The sequence below is a fragment of the bacterium genome (assembly GCA_028820935.1).
Classification (GTDB): Bacteria; Actinomycetota; Acidimicrobiia; order Spongiisociales; family Spongiisociaceae; genus Spongiisocius.
Window position 1 is genome coordinate 26,372 of sequence record JAPPHZ010000047.1, and the last position, 22,478, is coordinate 48,849.

19 protein-coding genes are annotated in these 22,478 nt (G+C 63.3%); 18 read left to right on the top strand and 1 reads right to left on the bottom strand.

The window, feature by feature from the left end:
• Positions 1 to 2: 2 nt before the first annotated feature.
• The 14 genes from OXM57_14300 (at position 3) to OXM57_14365 (ending at position 16,570) form a co-directional block, all read left to right on the top strand.
• Entirely contained in the window at positions 3 to 1,706 is a 1,704-nt protein-coding gene (locus tag OXM57_14300) for a hypothetical protein (GenBank protein ID MDE0353850.1), read from the top strand.
• A complete protein-coding gene (locus OXM57_14305; protein MDE0353851.1) occupies positions 1,703 to 3,820 on the top strand; it encodes a type IV secretory system conjugative DNA transfer family protein in 2,118 nt (705 codons plus the stop codon). Before OXM57_14300 ends, OXM57_14305 begins: the two co-directional genes overlap by 4 nt.
• On the top strand, positions 3,817 to 5,253 hold the full coding sequence (locus tag OXM57_14310; GenBank protein ID MDE0353852.1) for a zincin-like metallopeptidase domain-containing protein: 1,437 nt from the start codon (positions 3,817 to 3,819) through the stop codon (positions 5,251 to 5,253). Before OXM57_14305 ends, OXM57_14310 begins: the two co-directional genes overlap by 4 nt.
• Positions 5,250 to 5,972 carry a hypothetical protein gene (locus tag OXM57_14315; GenBank protein ID MDE0353853.1) on the top strand — a complete coding sequence of 241 codons (723 nt, stop codon included), beginning with the start codon at positions 5,250 to 5,252 and terminating at the stop codon, positions 5,970 to 5,972. Before OXM57_14310 ends, OXM57_14315 begins: the two co-directional genes overlap by 4 nt.
• 1,395 nt (positions 5,973 to 7,367) lie before the next feature.
• On the top strand, positions 7,368 to 8,771 hold the full coding sequence (locus OXM57_14320; GenBank protein MDE0353854.1) for a hypothetical protein: 1,404 nt from the start codon (positions 7,368 to 7,370) through the stop codon (positions 8,769 to 8,771).
• A 1,556-nt stretch (positions 8,772 to 10,327) separates the two neighbouring features.
• The gene (locus tag OXM57_14325; GenBank protein ID MDE0353855.1) at positions 10,328 to 10,900 is read left to right on the top strand and encodes a hypothetical protein; all 573 of its coding nucleotides are present in this window, start codon (positions 10,328 to 10,330) and stop codon (positions 10,898 to 10,900) included.
• An 18-nt stretch (positions 10,901 to 10,918) separates the two neighbouring features.
• Positions 10,919 to 12,451, top strand: a complete 1,533-nt coding sequence (locus tag OXM57_14330) for an ATPase, T2SS/T4P/T4SS family (GenBank protein ID MDE0353856.1) — start codon at positions 10,919 to 10,921, stop codon at positions 12,449 to 12,451.
• Entirely contained in the window at positions 12,448 to 13,260 is an 813-nt protein-coding gene (locus tag OXM57_14335; protein ID MDE0353857.1) for a hypothetical protein, read from the top strand. Before OXM57_14330 ends, OXM57_14335 begins: the two co-directional genes overlap by 4 nt.
• A 7-nt stretch (positions 13,261 to 13,267) precedes the next feature.
• Complete coding sequence (locus OXM57_14340; GenBank protein ID MDE0353858.1) at positions 13,268 to 13,999, top strand: hypothetical protein; 732 nt, start codon at positions 13,268 to 13,270, stop codon at positions 13,997 to 13,999.
• Positions 14,000 to 14,028: 29 nt separating this feature from the next.
• Positions 14,029 to 14,238: a hypothetical protein gene (locus OXM57_14345; protein MDE0353859.1), complete on the top strand. Its 210-nt coding sequence runs from the start codon at positions 14,029 to 14,031 to the stop codon at positions 14,236 to 14,238.
• Between the two features lie 31 nt (positions 14,239 to 14,269).
• Positions 14,270 to 14,707: a hypothetical protein gene (locus tag OXM57_14350; protein MDE0353860.1), complete on the top strand. Its 438-nt coding sequence runs from the start codon at positions 14,270 to 14,272 to the stop codon at positions 14,705 to 14,707.
• 1 nt (position 14,708) lies between these two features.
• Positions 14,709 to 15,029: a hypothetical protein gene (locus OXM57_14355; protein ID MDE0353861.1), complete on the top strand. Its 321-nt coding sequence runs from the start codon at positions 14,709 to 14,711 to the stop codon at positions 15,027 to 15,029.
• Positions 15,030 to 15,038: 9 nt separating this feature from the next.
• Positions 15,039 to 15,380 (top strand): hypothetical protein, encoded by a 342-nt coding sequence (locus tag OXM57_14360; GenBank protein MDE0353862.1) that lies wholly within the window; start codon positions 15,039 to 15,041, stop codon positions 15,378 to 15,380.
• Positions 15,381 to 15,439: 59 nt separating this feature from the next.
• Positions 15,440 to 16,570 carry a hypothetical protein gene (locus OXM57_14365; GenBank protein MDE0353863.1) on the top strand — a complete coding sequence of 377 codons (1,131 nt, stop codon included), beginning with the start codon at positions 15,440 to 15,442 and terminating at the stop codon, positions 16,568 to 16,570.
• 141 nt (positions 16,571 to 16,711) lie between these two features.
• Here the strand turns inward: OXM57_14365 and OXM57_14370 are convergent, their stop codons facing one another.
• The gene (locus OXM57_14370; protein MDE0353864.1) at positions 16,712 to 17,860 is read right to left on the bottom strand and encodes a tyrosine-type recombinase/integrase; all 1,149 of its coding nucleotides are present in this window, start codon (positions 17,858 to 17,860) and stop codon (positions 16,712 to 16,714) included.
• Positions 17,861 to 18,348: 488 nt separating this feature from the next.
• Here OXM57_14370 and OXM57_14375 point away from each other — a divergent pair, with 488 nt between their 5' ends.
• The 4 genes from OXM57_14375 to OXM57_14390 all read left to right on the top strand — a co-directional run bounded on the left by OXM57_14375 (position 18,349) and on the right by OXM57_14390 (position 22,386).
• Positions 18,349 to 19,134 carry a hypothetical protein gene (locus OXM57_14375; protein ID MDE0353865.1) on the top strand — a complete coding sequence of 262 codons (786 nt, stop codon included), beginning with the start codon at positions 18,349 to 18,351 and terminating at the stop codon, positions 19,132 to 19,134.
• The gene (locus OXM57_14380) at positions 19,131 to 20,207 is read left to right on the top strand and encodes an XRE family transcriptional regulator (GenBank protein ID MDE0353866.1); all 1,077 of its coding nucleotides are present in this window, start codon (positions 19,131 to 19,133) and stop codon (positions 20,205 to 20,207) included. Before OXM57_14375 ends, OXM57_14380 begins: the two co-directional genes overlap by 4 nt.
• Before the next feature lie 247 nt (positions 20,208 to 20,454).
• Entirely contained in the window at positions 20,455 to 20,679 is a 225-nt protein-coding gene (locus OXM57_14385; protein ID MDE0353867.1) for a DUF2188 domain-containing protein, read from the top strand.
• 18 nt (positions 20,680 to 20,697) lie between these two features.
• Positions 20,698 to 22,386, top strand: a complete 1,689-nt coding sequence (locus tag OXM57_14390) for a hypothetical protein (protein MDE0353868.1) — start codon at positions 20,698 to 20,700, stop codon at positions 22,384 to 22,386.
• The last annotated feature ends 92 nt before the right edge of the window (positions 22,387 to 22,478 follow it).

Consider the following 22,478-nt stretch of genomic DNA (forward strand, 5'->3'; position numbering starts at 1 on the left):
CCATGGGTAGCAAAAGGCACCATCGGGCCACGGCGGCGGCTGCGGCCGGGACGGATGCGTTCCGAGCGTTCCATGGGGATGTGGTTTCTGCGGGGCGGTTGGTGTGGTCGGTGCTGCGCAGCCGCTGGTTGCGCCGCCTGGTGGCGGTGTTTGCGGTGGTCATTGGAACCCTGGGGCTGGTACTGTTCGATGGCGAGCCGCTCAATGGAACGTCCCGGTGGAATGGGACAGCCGGGCTGGCGTTTGGGGTCCCGCCTCGCCTGTGGGTCGCCTATCAGGCATCGTCGAGGGTGTGGTGTTTACCGTCCGGGGAGGTGGCGTTGAGCGGCGAACCGATGGCGGCACCGTGGATGCAGACCGACTGGCGGCTGGTGGCGGCAGTCGGGAGGGTGGAATCGGCTCATGCGTCCGGTGTTGAGATCGACGCGTTCGGGGATACCAGCCCGTGGTTTTTTGGTCCGATGTTGGATGGGTCCAACCCGCAGTGGCTAACTGTTAGCGACAGCGACGGTGGGCGTTGGGATTTGACGGAGGAGTGGGATCGGGCGGTGGGGCCTATGCAGCTTCTGCCTCAGACCGTGGCGTCGCATGGCATTGACGGCAACGGGGATGGGATCGTGAGCCCTCATAACGTGTGGGACGCTGCCGCGTCGGCTGCCTATTACCTGTGCGTCGCCGGGGGATCGTCCCGGGACCGAGTGCAGGCGCTGTTTGCTTATAACCGGTCGGAGGAGTATGTGAGGGATGTGCTGGGGTTCTACGCCGAGTTCGTAAACGCTGAATTACCGGCGGAGACGACGCCGCGGTTCCCGGCGGGTGCGCCGTTGGCGTATGTGCCACCGTTGGGACCGGTCGCCGACATCAGCGGCGACGGGTCGCCCCAACCCGCATTGCGGGCGTTCTTGCATCGCCTCGGTCGGGGAGAGTTCCTGGAAGATGTGGAGGTGGTGTGCGCCGGTGACGGGGGATGCGTTTGGACGGCGGACCGCGGGACCGACTGGGTTGGCCAATGGGATGGTCTGCGGAAAGTGGGGTTCGCCGGTCCGGTCCGGTTCGCCGACCTAGGTGTGGCTGTGCTGGGGGAGGCGGCCCGGTATGTGCGCGTGGCGCCGCTGCCGAACAGTGGGGGAGAGTTGAGTTGGCCGGTGGCTCTGCGGCCGCCGCCGCAGCCCTCCAGGGCCGCGCCGCCCGCCTGGTTCTCGGCGCATGTTCCGATGGTGGACGGCAGCTGGACCGCACCCGGCGACATGGTGGTGTTACCGACTGTTCCCGGGCAGTGGGTGTTCGCCCCGACGGAGGGCACCGTCAGGGTCGACGGGAGGTCCGGTTGTGTGATTGTGGTGGACGGCGAGGGGTGGACTTGGTCGGTGTGCGGCGTGGCCACAGAGCACCGAACCGGAAAGGCACCGGCAGGGGTGGGTATAGCCTCGGCGGAAGGGGAGGTGGCTTTGCGGCTTGTCAGTCCCGAGGGGAGGGACGCCTGCCTGCAGCGGCTATTCGGCCTATGGTCGGCGGACCGGGCGGTAACCCCGGGCCAGTTGGATCGAGACATCAAGGCGTGGCAAGCGAGGGCCGTCCGGTTGGCCGCCGACGCGCTGGCCGAGAGGGTAGTGAACGAGAGGCTGGAGTTGGCGGTGCTGGCTGCCGAGGCCCGGGCCGAGACGGATCGGTTGGAGAGGGCATTGTATGAAAGTTGCAGGACATGAGAGGGTCTTCTAGGTCCCAGAGGGCCCACCCGAGATTGTTCGAGTGGGGAGGTGTCGAGTGGTGGGTTCTGATACCTGGTGGTCTCCTGTTCGGATATGTGGTGTTGACCGCCGCTTTGTGGCTTGGGACCTTCGTTGTCGGCGCTGACGCCGGGTGGGCATCACCCGCGGACATGTTGGGTCTGGTGTGGGCCATGCTGTCGCTGGGTCATCGGCTCGATGAGGCTTGGCTGTTGGGCGGCCACGCGCACGCGGTGGCGGCGGCGGGATGGCTGTGGGGGATAGCCACCACCGTGGCAGTGGCGCTGTGCGGCACGGGAATGGCGGTGTGGGAGTGGTGGCAAGCCGACCTGCCGTTACCGAAGGGAAAGCCGAAAGCGCGGCGCATGAAGGAGGTACGTCTTAGGGATTGGCCGATCAAACCGCCCTACTCGCCGACCCGACCGGGCGCCGGGCTGCTGCTGGGCCATCCCCGTTATCGCCGCGGCAAGGTGACCGTCGCGGTGGACGGTCTGCCCGGTCTGGTGATAGGCCCGACGGGATCGGGCAAGACCCGCCACGTCATCGGCCCGAACATTGCCCATTGGCCGGGTCCGGTAGTGGCTACCTCGGTCAAGACGGATCTGGCCGAGTTAACCCTGCCGCATCGGCAGCCCAAGGGCCGGGTCTTCGGCTACGAACCCACCGGACGGCTGTGGCCGTGGATGCAGGAACTGGGAATAACACCAGTCGTTTGGGATCCCGTGGCGATCCTCAACGAAGTGGGAGCCACAAGGGAGAACGCCGATCTGCTGGCACAGTTCCTTTCCTCCCAGTCGTCCGCGCACCAGGCAGGCTCGGCGGGCCTGTGGGCAAGACTCAGCCACCAGGTCATCTCCCAGGTGCTGCTGGTGGCCGCCGAAACAGGCCACTCCCTATATGACGCTCAAAACTGGCTGGCCAACCTGGTCGAATTCCGCCAAAAGGAGATCGACCCGGACCAACTCAGCGCCCAAGGAAAGTTGAGTATGAAACGGCTCCGGGAAATGGCCGCCAAGGACCCCAAACTATTGGGAAGCGTAGAGGTCTCCATCCTCGAGGTCGCCAACGCCCTGACCTTCACCGCCGAGAACCCCGACGCGCCGTCCCTGCCCACCACCGTCACCACCGCCGACAGTCAGGACACCCTCTATCTGATAGCCGATCACCTGAGCCAGGGAACCCACCAGGCGGTGTTCGCCGCCGTTCTGCGACACCTATTTCACCTCACCGAAACCCATCACCCGCCGGCGGGAGAGGAACCCCCGCGGCCCCTGTTTGCTCTGGACGAGTTGGCCAACCTGGCCCGGCTGAAAGACTTCCCGCAAGTGCTCTCCACCATCCGGTCTCACGGTCAGGTGCTCACTGGGCTCCAGGAACTGTCGCAGCTGGTGGCCGGGTGGGGGAGAGACAACGCCACCACCATCATCGGGAACCATCCCACCAAAATACAACTCGGGGGCAGCTCCGACGCCAGCCAGCTCCAGGCGTGGGCCACGCTGAGCGGCAAACCCGACGACGACAACAAGCACACCGACCCAGCAAGTTGGCGGAAGATCAAACCCGGGCGGGGCAGAGTCCTGGCCGGAGACATGGATCCATTCGATCTGCGCCTGGTGAAACCACAACGGTGGCTTAACCCTCTGGGAGAGAAGCCCGAGCGGAATGGGAGTCCCCCGACCCCAACGCCACCAACGAGGCCAACTCCAGGAGGGGAGACCGCCGTATTCAACGGTCCCTCTGAAACGGAGGGGGCTTTCGGGGGGTTCGACCTACAGGAAATGTGCCAAGCCGAACAGTTGACAATCGAACCGATCACCGTTCCCAACCCAACCACCCAGGACCCAGCGGAAGGGCCCTTCCTGCCGGTACCGATCGCCGACCGCAACGCCGAAGCCTACGCACGGTCGCAAGCCACCGCGGAAGACCCGCTGCCCTCTGATGGGGGAGGGCACCGGTCGGAAGTCCACCCGGACGTGCAGTACCGATTCGACGAAGACGGGGACGAATGTTGGCGGTGGGCGGGTGAAACCGAATCGCATTACGGGGAACCACCGAGTATCGAATACGACAGCGTAGGGGGATACGAACTATGACAGAGCAGAACAGTCCAGGTGCCGTAGGGCAGGAGTTGGCGAGCGCAATCGCCATATCCATCGAGACCAACCCCAACACCTGGACCCGACCGTGGAGCGTCACCGGCGAAGCCACACCCCACAACCCGATCACCCACGAGATTTACCGTGGCGTCAACCGTCTCCTGTTGTCCAACGCCGCCTACGCCGAAGCACACAAGGTGGGAGCGTGGGCTACCAAACGGGACTGGCGCAGGGCCGGGATCGACGTGGAACCCGACCGTCCCGGCATTGCCATAGTTGTGCCATCAGAAACAACCTGCTGGGACGACCCCGCCTGCGACGACGGGTGCGGCAAAGCCACCATCCGGGGCTTCCGGACTTCCACCGTCTTTCATTACACCGCCACCGGAAGCGACCAGCCACCGGCCACCCATCCCCGCTTCCAGACAGCGCCACCAGCCTTCACCGCCGACCAGATAAGCGAAATGTTCGCCGGGTTGGGCGCCGCCATCGAAACCGGTGCCCAACCGTACTACTCGCTAACCACGGATCGAATCACCATACCCACATCGGACATGACAGCCGGCCTCGACCACTGGGTCTCGACCCTGGCCCGGGAACACATCCACTGGACCGGCCATCCCTCCCGACTTAACCGGCAAGTCCGCAAGGCCACCAGCCGACAGCAAGCCCTACAACAGTTGGTCGGAGAATTCGGGGGACTGCTGCTGACCAACTCTCTGGGACTGCACTACCACCCGGGGCAGGAGAATCAGAGCACACGACACGCATGGGTGTCACAACTGCAAGGCAGCACGGGCGGGCGCGTCATCAGCGAAACGGTCGCATCGGCCTGCGCCGCCGCGCAGATGATCAGAAACGGCCTGAACCCCATTCCCCAAACGTCCCGACACCAGCCAACAGCCACCGAACCAACGTCCGACCACGAACCGTCCAACCCACCAGCCCCCAAAGCCGGCCGGCCGAAGACCAAAAGACCCCGAAGGCGACGCCGCCGGGTAAGGGTGTTCACCCGCAAAACCCACTCCTCGCCGCCGCTCACCACCCCAACCGAACCAAAACCCGAGCCGGTCACCGAGATGGCGTCCGCCGCCACGGCACCTGACGAAGAATCCAACGATCACGACCGCCGCACAGTTGCATGGTGGATCATGGAACGGGTGGCCGCCGACAACGGCGACGACGAAACCGCCTCGCAAACCATCGCAGACCTCCTCGACCTTCCCGCCGAACACTGCCAGCGCCCACCATCCGCCGCCCCCGGCCATGCCTCCCGGGAAGAACGCCTCCGAGTAGCGAAGTGGATGCTGGAACAGGTCATCGCCGACAACGACGACCCCACCGAAGGAGCCCACCACATCGGGCGCCTGCTGGGAATCGCACCCCGCGAAATCCAACCACCCCAGAACGATCAGGCCATGCACCTATGAGCACCACATCCAGCGACCGACTGCGCCGCGTGCTCCGAGCCGTCGCGATCTCCGTCGTGGTTTTGATCGGCGTCCTGGCGTTCGCCAGATGCAGCTCCCCGTCCACCATCACAACCGGACTCGCCGGCGGCGACGCCTCCACCATCAACGCCGCCGCCATCGCCATGGCCCACCTGACAGCCTGGCAGCAAGAAACACCCACCCTGGTCCAGGTCCGCCAACTCGGCGCCCACAGCGTAGTCGTCACCGCCCGATACCCGACCACAGGTGAACATGTAGAGATCACAGCCGAGCACAACGGCACAACATGGCACACGCCCTACCCTCCTCGGCCCGCCGCCGCTCCAGCCACCCAGGACTGGCCACAACTACCAACCCCAGACCCAGTTACCGCCGAAGACGCACGCTGGGCCACCGCGACCGGGTTCCTCCGCGCCTGGCTCACCGGCCAACCCACCGACCGGTGGACAAGCACCAAATACCAGGCACAGCCTCTCCCCGTCAAGTACAGCAACTACGAGATCACCGGCGCTCTTAATCCAATGCCCGTTCCCAATAGCCCCGTCCAAGTCATCACCATCGAATACACTGCTTCACCCGACACCGACCTCAACAGCCGACCCCGCCCATACCGAACCTACATCGCCGTCCACAAAGACCAAACCGGCCGCTGGACCGTAACCGCCGTCGCCTACCAACCTCCCGAATCCAACCCATAGGCCAATCAGAGGTAACGGGCATGGAACACTAAGCACACCTCCTCCTCGAACCTGGTGTCCCGGCGTAGTCCCACTTCCAGCCGGTGCCCATCACGGGTGTACGCTTCAGCGATAGTGCTCCTGCTGCCGTAGCGACGGTCCAACTCGTCGCGGGCCCCGAACCTGATCCGGTCCAGACGGTAGATAGGAAGCGACAGAACATACCAAAGATCCCCCTCATCGACACCGTTCTTCCAAACCGAAGCGGCAAACCCGAAATTCTCGTCGGGAAGGGTCCGTGTGGGCCAGTAGGCCGCCGGCACTTAGGCAACCGCCAGCGGGTTGTCTCCTAAGAGAGGAACAGGGCCTTCGATAGGCCCCTCGTAGTGTTGCAGAAACCGAGCGGCAGCATCGCGATGGTCACGAACCAGTCGCTCCCGTTCGCTCTCGGGATAGCCACATCGGGCAATAATTTCATCAACCGTGGCTGTCAAAGTGTCGAACGACACCATCCTGCCCCTGTCCTGCTGATGAGGCACCCAAAACGTGGGATCGTGGCGGTCGTAGGGACCGCGTTGGTCTATGCGAGCTGCCTGGGCATCCAACAGCCGCTGATCTTCCACAGAGATCCTCTGGATGCTCTTTTCCGTCACTATACGACGTACTTTACCACCAGACGCGAACCGGGGGGATGTGTGATTTGGTTGAAGGACGGCGCCACCCGGTGGGGGAGAGGGACTGCAACACCGGTTTGACCTAGATAGTGAGTCGGGGAGGGGTCGAGTTGTCACATGGCGTGAACCTCCAAATGACCATCCCACTCTTCTCCGTATGGGTGAGTGAGCACCGGCGGCGGTGCGCAGGGGCCCATCGCGGGAAAGCTGTTCCCCTAAAGATTTGACAATCGAACATATGTTCGACTACCATGTGTGGTTCCCTGACGTATACGACGTGAAAAGGAGAGGAATTGTGGATCGGGTATCTGCCGTTTTTTCTGGGGTTGGCGGTCAGCATCTCCGGTGGGCGTGGGGTCGGCGGACACGCGTTTCTGACCGGAACGGCTGCGGGTCGTGGGGAGTATTGGAGCACCCGTGGAGGAAAGTGGACCAGGGAAAAGGAAGGAACCGGCCTCAGAGCATCGTCTGGTACGCGGCCTTATTGGTTTTCATGGCGGCGGCTTGCAGTAACCGGACCGGCCCGTCGGTCGACACTGTCCCGCCGGAAGCGGTTACCACTTCGACTGGGGCGATGCCGGAGCTTCTGCCGCCGGCCACCGTCGCGCTCGAAACGGTCGATCTCGATCCCGGTAGCGGCCCGGCTGACTGTCCCGAGAGTGCCTATTCTCACGACCAGGGCTGTCATCCTGTCCACACGGATGACCCGCCAGAAACGCCGGAGGAAGTGCAGGATGCCGCCATGGTTGTGGTCGAGGACCTGCCCAACCCCGGTTCCTGCGAGGCCGGCGGGGGCGCCTGGGACGAGGACACCGGCGAATGCGGACCCCTTCCCACCGCGCAGGATCCCCATTCCGAATCGGTGCAGTCCCACGACCAGAAACAAGGCGGGGAGGAGCCACACCGGAGTGGGGATGGAGCGGGAACCGCGGGCGCCGACGAGGTGGTTGTCCAGTGGTGGCGGCCCGGTCTCATCGACGAAGCCGTGGCGCTGGTCGATCCGCGCTCTCTGGGTGCGGACGATTGGCATCTGAATGAAAGCGAGCGAGACTGGGGAACCTACCGTTTTTACCGCTTCTATCACGCTCTCCGCGAGGACAGCGCAACGGAGCGGGAGACGTTCTGGCAGGCGATCCAAACTGTCCATGACGTCCATTTGCAGAAGGGTGGGGGAATCTACTACCCGTTTCGGTACGACGTGGCCTGGGTCGAGTACCCGAACCGGATAGGGGTCACCCTCACCTTTCCCCTCGGGGAGGCGATGATAGTGCCTGTAATCCGCACCGATGGTTCTTGGTCGGCGGAATGGGATGTCGAGTTTCCGCCCGGGCCTCCGATCCGGCCCACCACTCCTTTCACTGACCCGCGATTCCCTGAGACCGCTCAGGCTTTGGGGCGGGACTGCCCACCGGTGGAGCAACTGTGGCGGAAGAACCAACCGGTCGAGGACCCTTGCACCCTCAAAGCGGTCCAGACCGCCCTCGAGTACGCTGAGTCAGGCACGCTTGAGCAGCGGATGGCCGCCGTTCGGGACGGTCATGTCCTTGCCGACTTGTTGGCGGCAGTGGACAACATACAGGACCCGTTCATAGCTTCGGGGATGGGAGACGTCGGCCGGGCGACGAAAACGATTGAGACAAGTGCCGTCAGGTGGCGGGGCGGGTTTGCGCAAGCGTCAATGATCCTGCTCGAATGGCGGTCGGTTTGGCCCGTGCGGGACCTGACCGAGGAAGAACGGCAGGCGGCGATTCGCTACTACGAATGGCGCGCCGCCCAAGGCCTGGATGTGCCACCGGACCGCCTTCGGGGGGAGTTCCGAATCGGCGGCCCCACCTCCTGGTTCGAGACGTTGATGGTGCGCACCGCGGACGGCACTTGGCGGCAGTCATACCGAGAGTTCTGCCACAAACTGGACCACACCATCCCGAACTTCCCTGATTATGTCTCCGAGCACACGCTGCAGTGTCCCGACGATCCCACCCCCCATTTCCCCGATTCGCGGTTCTTTGACCAGTTCATCCCGCCACCCAACACCCGCCTGTACTACGTTGACCCCCGATCGGGCGATGATCCGAACGAGTTGTACCGGCTGGACCGGGGCCTTTACCGCCTTGGGGGCGAGTATCTGGGGGTGCCTCCCTCGTGAGCCCAGCTCAGGTCCGCCACCTCCACCGCGCCATTCTCTGGTCCGCGGGTCTGGTGCTGGCGGCCGCGGTTGCCCTGGTGCTTCTCCCATCACCCAAACAGTCCGAGGCTGATACCCGAACCCGGCGAGGAACGGTCACCCAGACCACTACATATGTTGGGACCAAACCCGAGGAACGCCGCGAATGCCTTTCATACGACTGGTACGGCCAGTGCGAAAAGTGGAGGGTCAGGACTGTTCAGGTGCCCTGCACCCCGGGCGCGGATCCAGCCTGTTCGAATATCCTCACTCAGACGCGGCTTGCCTGTTCGGGGTTTTGGGCTGGCGGGCCGGGGTCGAACTGTCGGGAATACGTGCCGCACTCCCAGACGCAGACCTGCCCGGATGGCAGCGTGATCCCTCATACCGCCACGTGCCCGACCACTACAACCGGCGCCCCAACGACTACCGAGGGAACAACTACCACCAGCACCTCTTCCACTACGACGATCACCACGACCCCTCCGTCTCCTCCTCGGGATCGGTGTACGGGGAATCTGCATTATCACCCCGGCCCGGGTGGGGGATGTTTCGCTCCCCACCAGGTGCCGACCTGCGGCGGGTATTACGTGCATTCGGGACATACCCATGTGTGGGTGGAGGGGACGCCCTGCAACCCTGAACCTGACCCTGACCCTGACCCTGATCCCGATCCTGTGACCTGTGCGGGGGGCACCCATCGGTTCGGGTCGGGGTGTCACCCGGATCATCCTCCGCGTCCGGCGTGTTCGACGGCGGCGCAGACCTACACGTATCACTCTGGCGGGTCGCATGTGACGGGCACTGTGGCTCCCTGTCCAACCACAACCACCACCCAGACGCCGAGCACAACCGCGGTTCCGTTGGTGTGTTCGAGTGGTTTGTCACCGATTCAGGAGCAGGAGTTGCGGGATTTGGTCGGCGATTTGGTGGGGTGGGGGACCTCGTTTCCGAATGACGGGTCGGTGGGGGCGGTGTGGGCTGGTGATGAGCCACCTCAAGCGGGCGGTTCGTTTTGGTTTATCGCGTCGGATAAGATTTCGTCGCCTTCGTCGGCGGAGCCGCCGGTGTGGCCTGTGGCTGATGGTGCGGCAACGGCGGCGGCAGTTGAGGATGACGGTGGGTGTTGGTGGTATCCGGTCAAGACGTGGTCGAGGTGGAATTCGTTGAAACCGTGGTCATATGCGGAGCGGTTGAAGATCGGGTCAGTGGCCCCGGATTGGGTGGACAGGTGGAATCTGATGTCTTCTGCCGAACAGCAGGAGACGCGGGATCGGTGGGAGGCGTTGGAAAAAGCCCATCCTGATCCTTCGCGGTGGTGTGATGTAGATGAGGCGGATCCGGAGGGGGAGTGTGCATTCTTTGTGCCTTATACGGCGGTTTGGGAGTGGTCGCTGTATGCCCGGGTGGAGACAACCGATGACGGCGGGTTGAGCAGAGATGTGGTGAGGTTGCATTCGGGGGTGTCGATGGTGCGAAGGTTGGTGGACTATTCGGACTGGGAGCGGACCACCACAGGGTTTGGAGGTGATGAGTAGATGTTGGAGTCGCGGGTTTTGGGATTGGCTCCCGCCCAGTGGGCGTGGATCGCGGCGACGTTGGTGGCGGGCGTGGTTTCCATTTGGTTGCTGGGGACGGTTGATGAGGAACCGACGGTGGATGTGGCCGTGACGATCGGGGAATGGCGTGCCGGGGAGGTGGGCGAGTTTGTGGTTGTGCCGGTGCCGGAGTCGTTGGCGCCGCTGTTCGCTACGCGGGAGATGCTGTCGGGCGGGGCGGTGTCGTCGGTGGCGTTGCCGGATGGGGTGGTGGTGCCCGCGGCGGTGTTGGTGGAGGAGAAAGCGGCGACCGAGAATGAATGGACGACTTTGATGCGGTTCCCGGTGGATGCGTCGCTGTGGGCCGGTTCGGGCCCTCGGGCTGGTGACCTGGCGGTGTTCGGGCGGCAGGCGGGCGGGTGTGCTGTGCTGATTGCGGAGCTGCGGGCGGTGGATCCGGGTGCTGTGACGTTGGAAGTGGATGCGGATATGGTGGCCCGATTGGTGGGGGAGGAGGGGCTGGAGACTTTGGCGATTTGGGAGTCGCCGGCGGTGGGCTGGCCGGGCTGCTGAGTTAGGGGTCGGTGGCTGGTGCTGTTCGTGGTGTTTGATCGGGCGTTGGAGTCGAAGGGGGTGGCGACCTGGGTGCATACGGAGATGGTGAGGTCGGCGGCGCGGGTGTTGGGCGGTGATGTGGGGTTGGGGTGGGACAGTCCGGATCCATTGGCGTCGGCGGAGATTGTGGGGGCGTTTTCGGATGCGCCGAATCAGAGGTTGGGGCAGACAGCTGCCGAAGCGATGGGGGTGGTGGCGGTGACCACGCAGCCTCCGGTTGGGATCCGGAAGCTGTTGGGGTTGCAGGGGGCTGGTGGGAGGGTGGAACTGGGGGTGGTGATGGTAACCGACGAGGCAGTGGACGAGACACAGATCAAGATTCAAGTGGCGGCGTCGTGGGTGTTGTCCGTTTCGGCAGAGGGGACCAAAAGGGAGTTGCGGAAGATCCGGCGGGTGCGGAAATGGTTGGCTTGGAAGGCGGCGGAGTCTCATCGGTTGGACGAAGCGGACGGGCGGAAACGTCGGCGGGGGGCGGTGGTGGCGGCTAGTGAGCCGTTCCACGAGTTGATTGCCGAGAAGGGTGTCGAGGAGATACAGATCCGAGGTTCGCAAAGTATGTATGTGTTGTTTGCGAACGGGGATCGGGAGAAGCGGCCGTCGCCGTTTCCGACGGATGCGGACCTGTTGGAAACTTTGAGGACGGTGGCGTCGCATGGCGGGTCGAAGAAGCTGTTCTCGCCGATGCGGCCGATGTTGGATGTGCAGTTGGCGCCTCAGTGGAGGTTGCATGGGGAGGGGTTTGTTAGCAGCCCGACCAATGCGGTGTTGCGTTACAACATGGGCGGCACCAAGACTCTGTCTGAGCTGGAGGTTGCCGATGAGGGGTTGTTGTCGTTGTTGGTGGGGGCGGCAGCCGGTGACGTGCGGGCGAATGTGATGGTGGCGTCGCCGCCGAGCGGGGGGAAGACCACGATTGTGCAGTGCATTTGTGGGGAGGTTGCGGAGTCGGAGCGGATCGACACGATCGAGGACACCAAGGAGTTGATGCTGTCGGAGTATGGGATCCATGAGAACACGATCGCCCGGTTCACGAGGGACGAGAACCAAGAGGGCGTCGCGGTGTTTTCAATGGCCGATCACATTCGGGCGGCGAAGCGGGCCAACAGCAGCAAGGTGGTCGTGGGGGAGATCCGCGGGGAGGGGACAGAGGCCATGTTGGACACGTTTTCGTCGGGCTGGGTGGGGTGTTTGGCGACCATTCACAGTCCACCGGGGGCGGGGATGTTGCAGAAACTGGTGCAGTATGCCACCAGCGAGGGAGCGACGGAGAGGTATGCGAGGCGTCAGATCGCCAATGGGGTGGATTTGTTGGTGTGGATGGGCCTTAACGAGCAGAACGAGCGGGTGGTGGCGGATGTGACTCAGGTGCTGGGTATCGACGAGCGGTCGGGGCTTATCCGCACCCGGGGGTTGTGGAAGTGGCACCCGGGGGGTCGGTGGGCGGTTCCGACCGGGAAACCGGAGGGGCGGATAGCGGACCTTTACGAGTCGGTGGGGGTGGCGTTGTGAACCTTCGGGCCTGGGTGGTCGTGGCGGCGGTGGTGCTGGTGGTCGTGGCCGTGGTGTGGAGGCCTTCTGGTCCGGTGGCTCATGTGCCCACTGAAGTGGGGCGGATGCGGGCCCGGGGCCAGTTACGTAGCGTGGTGGAGGTGTACGGGGTTCCCGCCGCCGTGATTGTGGCGGGGTTGTGGTGGTGGCAGTCGGTCGAGTTGGCCTTGGCAGTCGGGGTGGTGACGTGGGGGTGCGTGGCGATGTGGCAGGCGGCCCGGGAGATCCGCCGCAGTGTGAGCATGGTGGCTTCGTTGGCCGGTTTCACCACGGTGCTGGCGGGCCAGGCGAGGACCGCGGGCACAGTGGAGGAGGCTGTTCGGGAGGCGGGACCGTTGGTGTCCGGTCCGGTGACCGAGGCCGCTGCGGAGTTGGGGGACACAGTCAGCCGGCGGGGGATTGTGGCTGCTGCGGGGACGTTCGTGAGGGGGGTCAACGTGCCGGCGGCGGCGTGGCTGGGGATGATCGTTGTGAAGGCATCGACGGGGGGAGGAAGATGGGCGGACGCGGTGCGGATCCTGCGGTCGGAGACTGTGCAGGAGGCGGAGATTCTGCGGGAGTTGCGTAAGCAGGTGGCGGCGAAGATGCCGTCGGCGATGTTCATGCTCGTGGCGGGTGCTGCGACGGTGGCGGCGGCGGGGTGGCTGTACCCGGAGGTGGGTACCTGGATCGCGGGACCGGGGGCAAGGATCGTGCTGGCGGCCGCGGTGATGGCAAGCCTGAACGCCAAGCGTGCGGCGGGTGCTGCTACCGCGTTTCTGAGGACTTGAACGCGAGATGGTTCCTTGGGAAGCGTGGGCTGTTGCCGGACTGATGGTGGCAGGGGTGGGGACTGTGGTGCTGGTGCCTTCGCGGGCAGTGCGGGATGCTGAGGCGTTGACGGCTATGGGTTGGCCGCCCGGGCGCATAACCGCGGTGGGGTGGGCGTTGGCGGTGACGATCGGTGTGGGAGTGGGGGGTGTGCTGTGGGTGGTGGTCGGGATAGGCCCGGCGCTGGTGTGGCTGGTGGCGGCCGTGAACTGGCTGATGCGATTGGTGGTGGCGACCCTGCGGGCGGGTGTGCTCGGTGGGTTCGGGCCGGCCCGGGATCGGGCACTGTTGAAGTGGCTTCGGGGGGTGAGGTTGGCATCCGGCTCTGCCGATCCCCTGCAGTCGGCGGTGGTGGAGGCGGCGGAGAAGGTCCCGGATCGTGCTTTCGGGCCGGTGAAATCGGCGATCAGCCGGGCGTTGAGCAGCGGAAAGGACCCTTTGTATGCGGTGGAGAAACTGCTGCGAGGTTCCCCCGCCGAGGCGATGGTGGCGCAGTTGTCAACCATCGACAGGTCTGGCGGGCGTGCTACGGAGCAGATAGACGAGGTGCTGGCCGAGGTGGTGAGTGAGCTGGCGTCAACGCGGCTGGAGGAGGTGGAGCGGCTGGGAAGGTCCATGGAAAGTGCTGCGGCCTCGGCGGTGCTGATCGCCGTTGGAGTGGTGATGTTGGCGGTCGTGTCCGCCACCTTTGCGTTCTGAAGTAAACCAAATCAGAAAGGAGCAGATATATGAGTGGTTGGTTAGGTGTCCTGCAAAGGGTGCTGCTGGTGTTGGCGATAGGAGCAATGGTTGGAGCGGTTGTCTGGGGCATAGTGAATGCGATGGGCGAGGACATAGACGTGGACCAGGGTGTGGACCTGTCCCTTATCACCAACGAGACCACCTGCGAACTGGCGGGTGGCACATGGACCGCGGCCAACACTCCGCCCTGTGCCTGATCCGGACGGTCCTATCAGGAGATAGCGGCCCTTGAGCGAGTGGCTGGGTTTCCTGAAGATGGGAACGGCGATGATGGTGCTGTTGGGGATGCTGTTCTCGGTGTTCTTCCGGGAACTTGCCCGGTCCGCGTCTGCTGGTGCGGCGTCCGCCTCGGCGGCTGCGGCCGTGAAGGTGCTACGGAGTGACAGCGACCGCGCGTGGGACTGCACGGAGGGGGATGCGTTGTGGGCCCCGGCCGAGGAAGCCGCCGTGTTGACCGCGTTGGGCCTGGCCGGCGCCTTGCGGCAGGTGAACGTGACCGCGGTTGAAGTAATCGCTCACCCGACCGAATGTTGGGTGGGTGTCACGGTGCGGACTGTGGCCCGGGGGGCGCGAAGAATGTTGCCCGCGGGGGCGACGAGCTGTGCGCCGGTGGGGGTTGACCCCTTCGGGGAACCTCCCCCCTGCGGCACCTTCGTATCGGAGTGACATGAGCGAGGCACTGGGACTGTTGAAAGTGCTGGGAGTGGTGGTGCTGTGCGTGGCGATGTTGCATTTGGTCGGCACCAAGTCGATCGTGGACGGGAGGGTGTTGGCCGCGGCCGAGCGAGCGGCGGAAGCGGCCGCGGCCCATCCGGGTCGGGCCGCCGCGCAGGCATCGGCGGAGGAGGCAGTTGCGCGGGCGCTGTTCGGGGTGTGTTCCAACCAGACGGTGCAGTTGCCGAGACAGTGGAACAACGCCGAGCAGGTTGCCGCGGTGGTGACGTGCGCTACCAGCCGGGCAACGGCGTTGTACCCGGCTGGACCGTGAGGAGCGAAGATGGGGACTAGCTTGCTGGCGCTGGTGATAGCACAGGCGGCGTTGCTGCTGGCCTCGATGTTGGGCGACTACGCCCGGTTTGTGCAACACACCGACATTGTGCGAGACCGGGCGGAACGGGTCGCTTCCGACCTGGCCGAGCACTGTGTGGTGGCGGGAAACGATTGCACCGCCGACGACCGGGTGTGCGCGACTGCCGATCAGAAGATGAAAGTTACGGTGTCCCACCACTGGGAACCGCGGTTGTGGGTGGGACTGTCACCAGTGCAAGCCACATACGAGAGGTCGTTTGCCACCGCGACGGTGATTGATCTGAGGGCGGTGATCGCACCGTGCGTCTGACGTACACCCAGCGACGGCTGCGGACACCGGCTGGGCGGCGGGAGACATGGCGATGGGGGATGGCCATCGGGTGGCTGGCGCTGGTTGTGACTCTTGCTCTGATGCTGTGGCGCCGGGGTTGGATGGTGTCGGAGTGGCGACATGTGCAGGCCGCCTGGGAGGTCCTGCTGGGCGGGCAGATCTCGGAGGAAGTCGTAAGCCTGGTGATCACCGTGGCGCTGGTGATGTGCCTGCCCAGCTTGGTGCTGGCCGTGCGGCTGTCGGTCAGGCTAAGGCCGTGGCGACCGCACAGCGGGGGGATGAACCTGGCGATCCCAACGGTGCGGCTTTCTCCTCCGGGCGCCGAGGCATGGCGGTTCATAGGCCAGCAACGTCTCCTGGAACGCTTCGCCGACGCTGACCTGGCGCCGCCCGGACCGCCCATGGCTGTTCCGGGGATGTTGGGAGGTCCCGCCCCGCCGCCGGCGACCGTATCGGAGGAAACCGGGGAGGTGGATCCCCCCGCGGGCACCGGCGACGCCGTCCCCTCATCGGAGAAAGCCAAGGCCGAGATGGAGCGTCTGGTGAGCGCCTCGGACAACGAAATGGTGGCGGCGGGAAAAAGGGCCGTCTCGTCGATGCCGTCCACCACGGTCGTGTTGCCGCCCAAAAAGTCCGCGCCCGCCGGACCGGAAGTCAAGATTTTCCGGCTGTTCAAGGAGAACCCCAACATGCGGGAGGAACGGGCCAGCGTGGTCCTACTGTTCGCGATGCACAACGAAGCAATCGAGAACGCCGACGTTGCCCAAGTGTGTCGGATCAGAAGGGATCGCGTCCGGAGCCTGTTGTGGAGGTTGGAGAAAGAGGGATGGTTGCAGCGTGCAGGCACGGCAAAGTACAAATGGGGCAAGTACGCCACCACTGACCTTGGGTTGTTGATCGGAGCTGTCAAGACAGGCAAAGAGGAGGCCGCGGCCACCGTGGCCGCCACCATACGAACTCCGCTACCGGGATTGGATGCCGACTGGATCACAAGCGAAATGTGGACCCTCCGCCGCTCCCTGCGGACGGCCGCGATGGAAACGCTGGAGGCAGCCCGGGAACGGTGGCCCCACAACGAAGTGTTCACGTCGGCTCTCCACAACATCACAGAGAAAGCGCAGCAGCCAGGAGAGGAATCGAAGCAGAGGACCAACCGAGGCGCGGGGTAGGCGATTCCTGCGTGGGCGTCCCGCCCGGAAAGGGGGTCTCTTCGCCGGGCCGCTCAATCCGAGCCGGTCCCCCACAGACAAACGGGTGGGTGGAACCGGTCCAACAAAATGTCATCGGGACACCGAAAGCCCGTTGAGCTTTCAGGGCTTGATGTATCTTCCCCAGGCTTCCATGACCTCGCGGCGTCGGCCGAGCAGGTCGCTTCTGGCATAGGCGCCCTCGACGCCTTTGACGATGTGTGACAGCGCCGCCTCCGCCACCTCCCTGCGGATGCCCAGCTCGCCGCACCAATCCCGAAAACTCGACCGGAGTCCGTGAACGGTGCCGATGCCGAGCCTGCGGAACGCCGCCGCCAGGGCCCCGTGACCTATCGGACCGCCGCGCACCCCCGGAAAGATCAGCGCTCCGGGGTCCGCCGGGTCCGAGTGGCGGGCGGCCTTGTGCAGCACGTCGAGGCTCATCGTGCCGAGCGGCACCCGGTGGTCTCTCTGGGTCTTCATCCTCTCGGCGGGGACCGTCCACACTCGTTCCTCGAAGTCGATCTCGGACCAGCGGGCGCCGCGGGCTTCCCCCGTCCTGGCGGCGGTGGCCGCTATGAACTGGATGGCAAGTCCGGTCGAGGCCGCCACGTTGGATCGTTCGACCCTCCGGAGCGCCTCGGCCACGTCGGCGTGGTCTATCGCCCGATGGTGGGCGACCGGCCTGGTTTTTCGTGGCAGCGTCGCCGACAGGGCCTCCCCGACCGGATTGTCCGACCGGTAGCCCTGGGCCATCGCCCACTGCATCACCTGTCCGATGCGCCGCTTCAGGTGCTCGGCCTGCCGCGGTTTGGCATGCCAGAGGGGGGCGACCACCGAGAGGACGTGAGCGGTGGTGATCCTGTCGACCGGCATGTGACCGATCCGCGGGTAGACGTGGTTGGCGAACCCGTTGCGCCAGGCGGACTCGGTGCGGCTTCCCGGTTTCCAGCCCCGCGAGTGGAGCCTTATCGTCCGGTCGGTGGCCTTCCGGAAGTTGGGGATGCCGCCGCCCCGGGGGTCCTGGCCCTGTTCGATCGCCCGGCGGTTTTCCAGGGCCTTCCGCCGCGCCTCGGCGAGGGACACCACCGGGAAGGCCCCCAGGCCGAGGTTGGTTGTCCGTTCGTTGATGCGGACCCGCTGCACCCACGATTTGCGGACCCCGCCGCCCTTGCGCGGTTGGACCACCAGCGCCAGCCCGTGGGAACCGCGGCCGTCCCCGTACCGTCCCGGTCTCTTCACCGTCCGCACGAATCCCGCGTAAAGACGCACCGTTTACCCCCTTCAATCCTCCGTTATCACTTCCGTTGTCACCATATTAACGTGATGCTATGTTATTCTATGAAACCGCCTGCGACAAGCCAAATCGGGAAAACCCTATGTTTTCCCAGGTCAAAGGAGTATTATGGAACATTATGAAACTTCCCGGATTTGGGGTAGGTGTTTTGATTCCGTCAACGCCCACCTGGCGCAGTCTGCGATTTATTTCAAATCAGTTGGCGATTTAGGGCGCTGACAGGCCGTTTTCCCGGTTTTCGGTGGTTTCGGGCGGTTGTGACCGTTTCGGAGGGTGGTGTGGTCTAGCTGTTGGCTTTTGACGGCTGCCGTGGGTGGGGTTCCGGTTTTTCGGGCGCGCCGAAGCCGACAGCGGGAGTGGTTGCTGTCGGTGCTGTGTCCCCGGGGGTGTGTTAGGTGGGTGGCCCTCGGGTTATCAGCCCGTTGGCCACATCAGCTGTCTGGACAGGACGCTGGGTGGCCCTATGGGTGGGTGGCTGTTTGTTGTCTGGTTCGCGTTAGTTGTCGTGGTCGAAGTCGTTGGGTTGGCGGAGGTTGTGGGCGAGGAGGCGAAGTTATGGGCGGGATGGGTCTGGAGAACCTGTTTGGTGGGGCTCGGAGACTCTGGTATATTTCCTGGTATGAAATCTGATAGTTTTTCCGTAGATGGCGAGCGGGTTTTGGAGTCCTTGGGTGATAAAGTGCTCGCTGCGTGGGCATCAGCGGTAGCGAAAACAGCCGATGATCTCGCCGAATACAGGTCCGCCCTGCCTTCCCAAGCGGCCGCCAACGGCCCTCGAGGACTGTCCAACCTCCTCCACGACTGGTTGTGGCATCACCTCAGAGCCGAAACCGACGACTTGGAAGAGGTCTCCATCTACGAAAAAGGCCCCATCCGGGAACTGGTCGTCCACGACCGGTTTCGTATCAGGGTCAAACGGCACCACGGCACCGGTGCCGTCGCAAGCTACCCGACCACCGAAGCCCTCCGGTTCTACGGGCAGCACCCACCGGCGGGACAGTTCGTGTTGTTTGACGACCTCCCCGAGACGGTCAACCTGGTGTTCGGCTACATCTGGCACCGCGACATCGGAGAGATAGGCGCGGCTACGGTGTCCTATCCGACGAGCAGAAGCAAACCTCTATGGCTTCGGGAAATCACACCGGACACGCCTTCGGGTGTAATCGTGCCGTCCCGACCGGACGCTCCTGTCCCCACCGTTCGACCCTTGGAAACCAACATCGACAAACGGAAGGATTCGGAGACATGAGCCGACTGGGAGAAGCCATCCACACCGCAAGAATCGCCGCCGGGTTAACCCAGGCGCAGTTGGCCGACCAAGCAGAAATAACCCAAGCGGCGCTGTCAAGATACGAAAACGGGTTACGGGACCCGGACTCGGAGACCCTTGAACAGTTGGCTTCGGCTGTCGGGGTAAACAGTCGCCTTCTTACCAACATGTCCCAAATCGCCGGTTCCATAGCCACAGAAGCGCACATGCGTCGACGGGCTACCGCCCCGGTACGAGTGTGGAGACGCCTCGAAGCGGGCATCAATGTCCTCCGAGCGCAGATGCGGCTCATTCTCTCCATAGTGGACTACCAGGCACCGAACAACATGCCCTCTCTTGATCCGGTTGAGTACCCGCCCCACGAAGCAGCTCGTCTGGTGAGAGCCCAATGGCGCATGCCTCAGGGACCAGTCCGGGACCTGACCGCGTGGATGGAATCAGCAGGTTGCCTGATTATCGAACGCGACTTCGGCACTCCTCGCGTGGATGGCCTTTCCCAGTGGATCGATGACCATCCGATCATCATGATCAACTCCCGAGTGCCAACCGATAGGAAACGGCTTACGTTGGCGCACGAACTGGGCCACATAGTTATGCACTCAGAACCAATTCATCTATCCAAGCTGAGCGAAGAAGAGGCCATGCGGTTCGCTGCAGAGTTTCTCATGCCCGCCCATCTGATACGCCCTGAACTCAGGCGACGCTCCCTAGGTCACTTCGCCAACCTAAAACGCAAGTGGATGGTTTCCATAGCCGCGCTGATCGAGCGAGCCTACAACCTTGGCACGATCACCCAGACGAACAGAACCTCTCTCTATAAGGCGCTCAGCGCCAGGGGATGGCGGAAACAGGAGCCGCTGAGTGAACAATTGCCGCCCGAAACCCCCTCAACTCCGGCATCGATCGTCAACGCCCTTGCAGAACTGTCCTACCACCCACAACAAGTCGCTGCCCTTGGCGGGTTCGCTGATGTGGACCGCGCAGCTGCGGTGTTACCGCTATCGCGCCGAAGGCTCCGCATAGTACAAGACAGTGGGAGCCACCGAAAGTGAACAGGTTGTCCGTCTTTGGGATGAGGGGCGTAGACCTTTGTTCCCGCGCCACAACGGCGTGCAACCATTTCGAGAAAGGAGGTGAATGACTATGGGAGCTATCCGCAGAGAATGTAGCCGCTTGGTCGCCTGGGCACTGCAACTCCTGGGGCTGTACTTGGCACTACAGGTACTTCAGTGGCTGATATAGAAGCATTGGCACTAGCGGGATTGATGGATCTCGCGTTCACTACGAAAGGAACATGACATGAGCAAGCCTCCAGTGCGCACCGTCCCTCACGACAAGGGCTGGGCTAACAGGCGAGACGGATCCTCCCGGGTCAGCAAGGTGTTTTCTACAAAGGCAGCCGCCCAAGCAGCCGGCAGGAAGACCGCCAAGCGGGAAAAGACCGAGCACATAATCCACAATAAAGACGGCCGGATCGGCAGTCGTAACAGCTACGGGAGAGGCCCGTATCCACCGAAGGGGTAGCACCAAGGGAAGTGATCGGTGGTCACTGACATAACCAACGAGCAAATCGCTGAGGCTCTTTCGGTTGCTTGCGAAGCTGCCCGGGAAGGGGACCTACAAGACCTTGACACGGTGGCCCGCAATCTGGAACTGTCGGACGAAGGCATCTTGGAAGCGTTGCGAGCAGGTCTCGATTACATGCTGGAGCTTGACGGCCAGAGGGAAGGATGGGGGGTCTTTACCCCATTGTGCGAGATTGGCAACAAGGTGTACCCGGCTCCCATTTCTCGTGTTTCGCCGTCTTGGCTTCCGATCTGGGTGAGGGCTTTCTCTTGTGCCCCCTATTCGTTCGTCCAGGCGAGGTTCGCTGATTTGCTGTGGGAAGCCAAGTACGGGGAAGAGAGATACAAGTGGGGACGGCGAGCAGCAGATGCCTATTTGCTGGCCTTGGACGAGCCTTTTGGCGAGGAGGTCGACCTGGCAGAGGGGGCCTGCAGAGCACTTTCCCTCACTAGGCAACTAGGAGACAAAACGCGGCAGTCCTCGGCTATCGCAGCCTTGCGGGACCTGGTGCGGAGAGACATCGACAATGCCGACATTTCATCTGGAGTCACCCTCCGGTCCCTGTCTGCGCTTGTTGATCTGCGAAAGGAGCACCGTCCAGATGGTCTCGGGAACCTCATTGACGCTGTTCTTCAGCACGAACAGCCCTATTACGTCCGACTCGGTGGCCTGAGAATGAAGTCGAAGTTGGCCGAGACTCAGGAAGAGCAACGGACCCTGTGGGAAGCACAAGTGAACGCCCATGCCGATGAAGGGCGGCTAAAAGAGGGATTGGCCCGGTACAAGCACTTTCAGGACGCAATCCAGCTAGCCGAGAGACACGGCTTGAAGGATCTAGCCAACCAATTGCAACAAGAGGCGGGTCCCTTGAGCGAGGACGCTTTCGAACGCGTGGAAACGCAGGTTGAGATTCCAGCATCCGATATGGACGCGTATATCGGGGCCTTTGTTGGCGATGACAGCCTGTGGGATGCACTCGGACGGTTCGGATTGCAGATACCCAGCGGGGACCCAGAGGAAAACCGGGCCTCCGCACAGGAGAATTTCTCAATGCGTTCCCTGTTTACCAACCTGATAACGGGCGAACACGGGGAGCTGATCAAACAGGTCCAAACACGTGAGGAATTCGAGGAGTACCAGGTCGTTTGGACCGAGGCTTACAACATAAACTTTTTCGCTGCCACCGCGGTTCTCATCCTGAAAGCGATCAGGCAAAGATACGGACCGCTGGGTGCTAGTGCCAAGGTTTTCGAATCCGATCTCGTAGACGAGACCCAGGCGGAATGGATTGCCTTGGCGGTTCAACACTATGAGGCAGGGGACTACCGGTCATGCGTCTCGATTCTGGCCCTCCGACTGGAGAACGCCATTCGTGGCCTTGCCGGAAAGCTTGGCATACCCATTCTGAGGGATTCGAGAGGAGGCCAGAGAGTAGGTGGGGTAAAGGATCTGGGTGGAGTGTTGTCGGAACTGGAGGGCCGGATGCACGAAGGGGTGCGGCGTTATTGGCGAACACTGCTGGTTGAGTCTCTTGGCTTGAACCTGCGGGACAGAGTGGCTCATGGACTCATAGACGATCCTACCTCTCAGGAAGCAGCGATCCTGATTCACGCGGCGTGCCAACTGCGGATTCTGTCCATCAAGGAGTCATCAGAAGAGACCTAGGCAAGCGGTGTTGGACACCGACCCCTTCATGGGATGTTTAAAAATGTGGGTGTCTCCCCATTAGGGTGTGATGTCCACCCCGACCTCCCTGC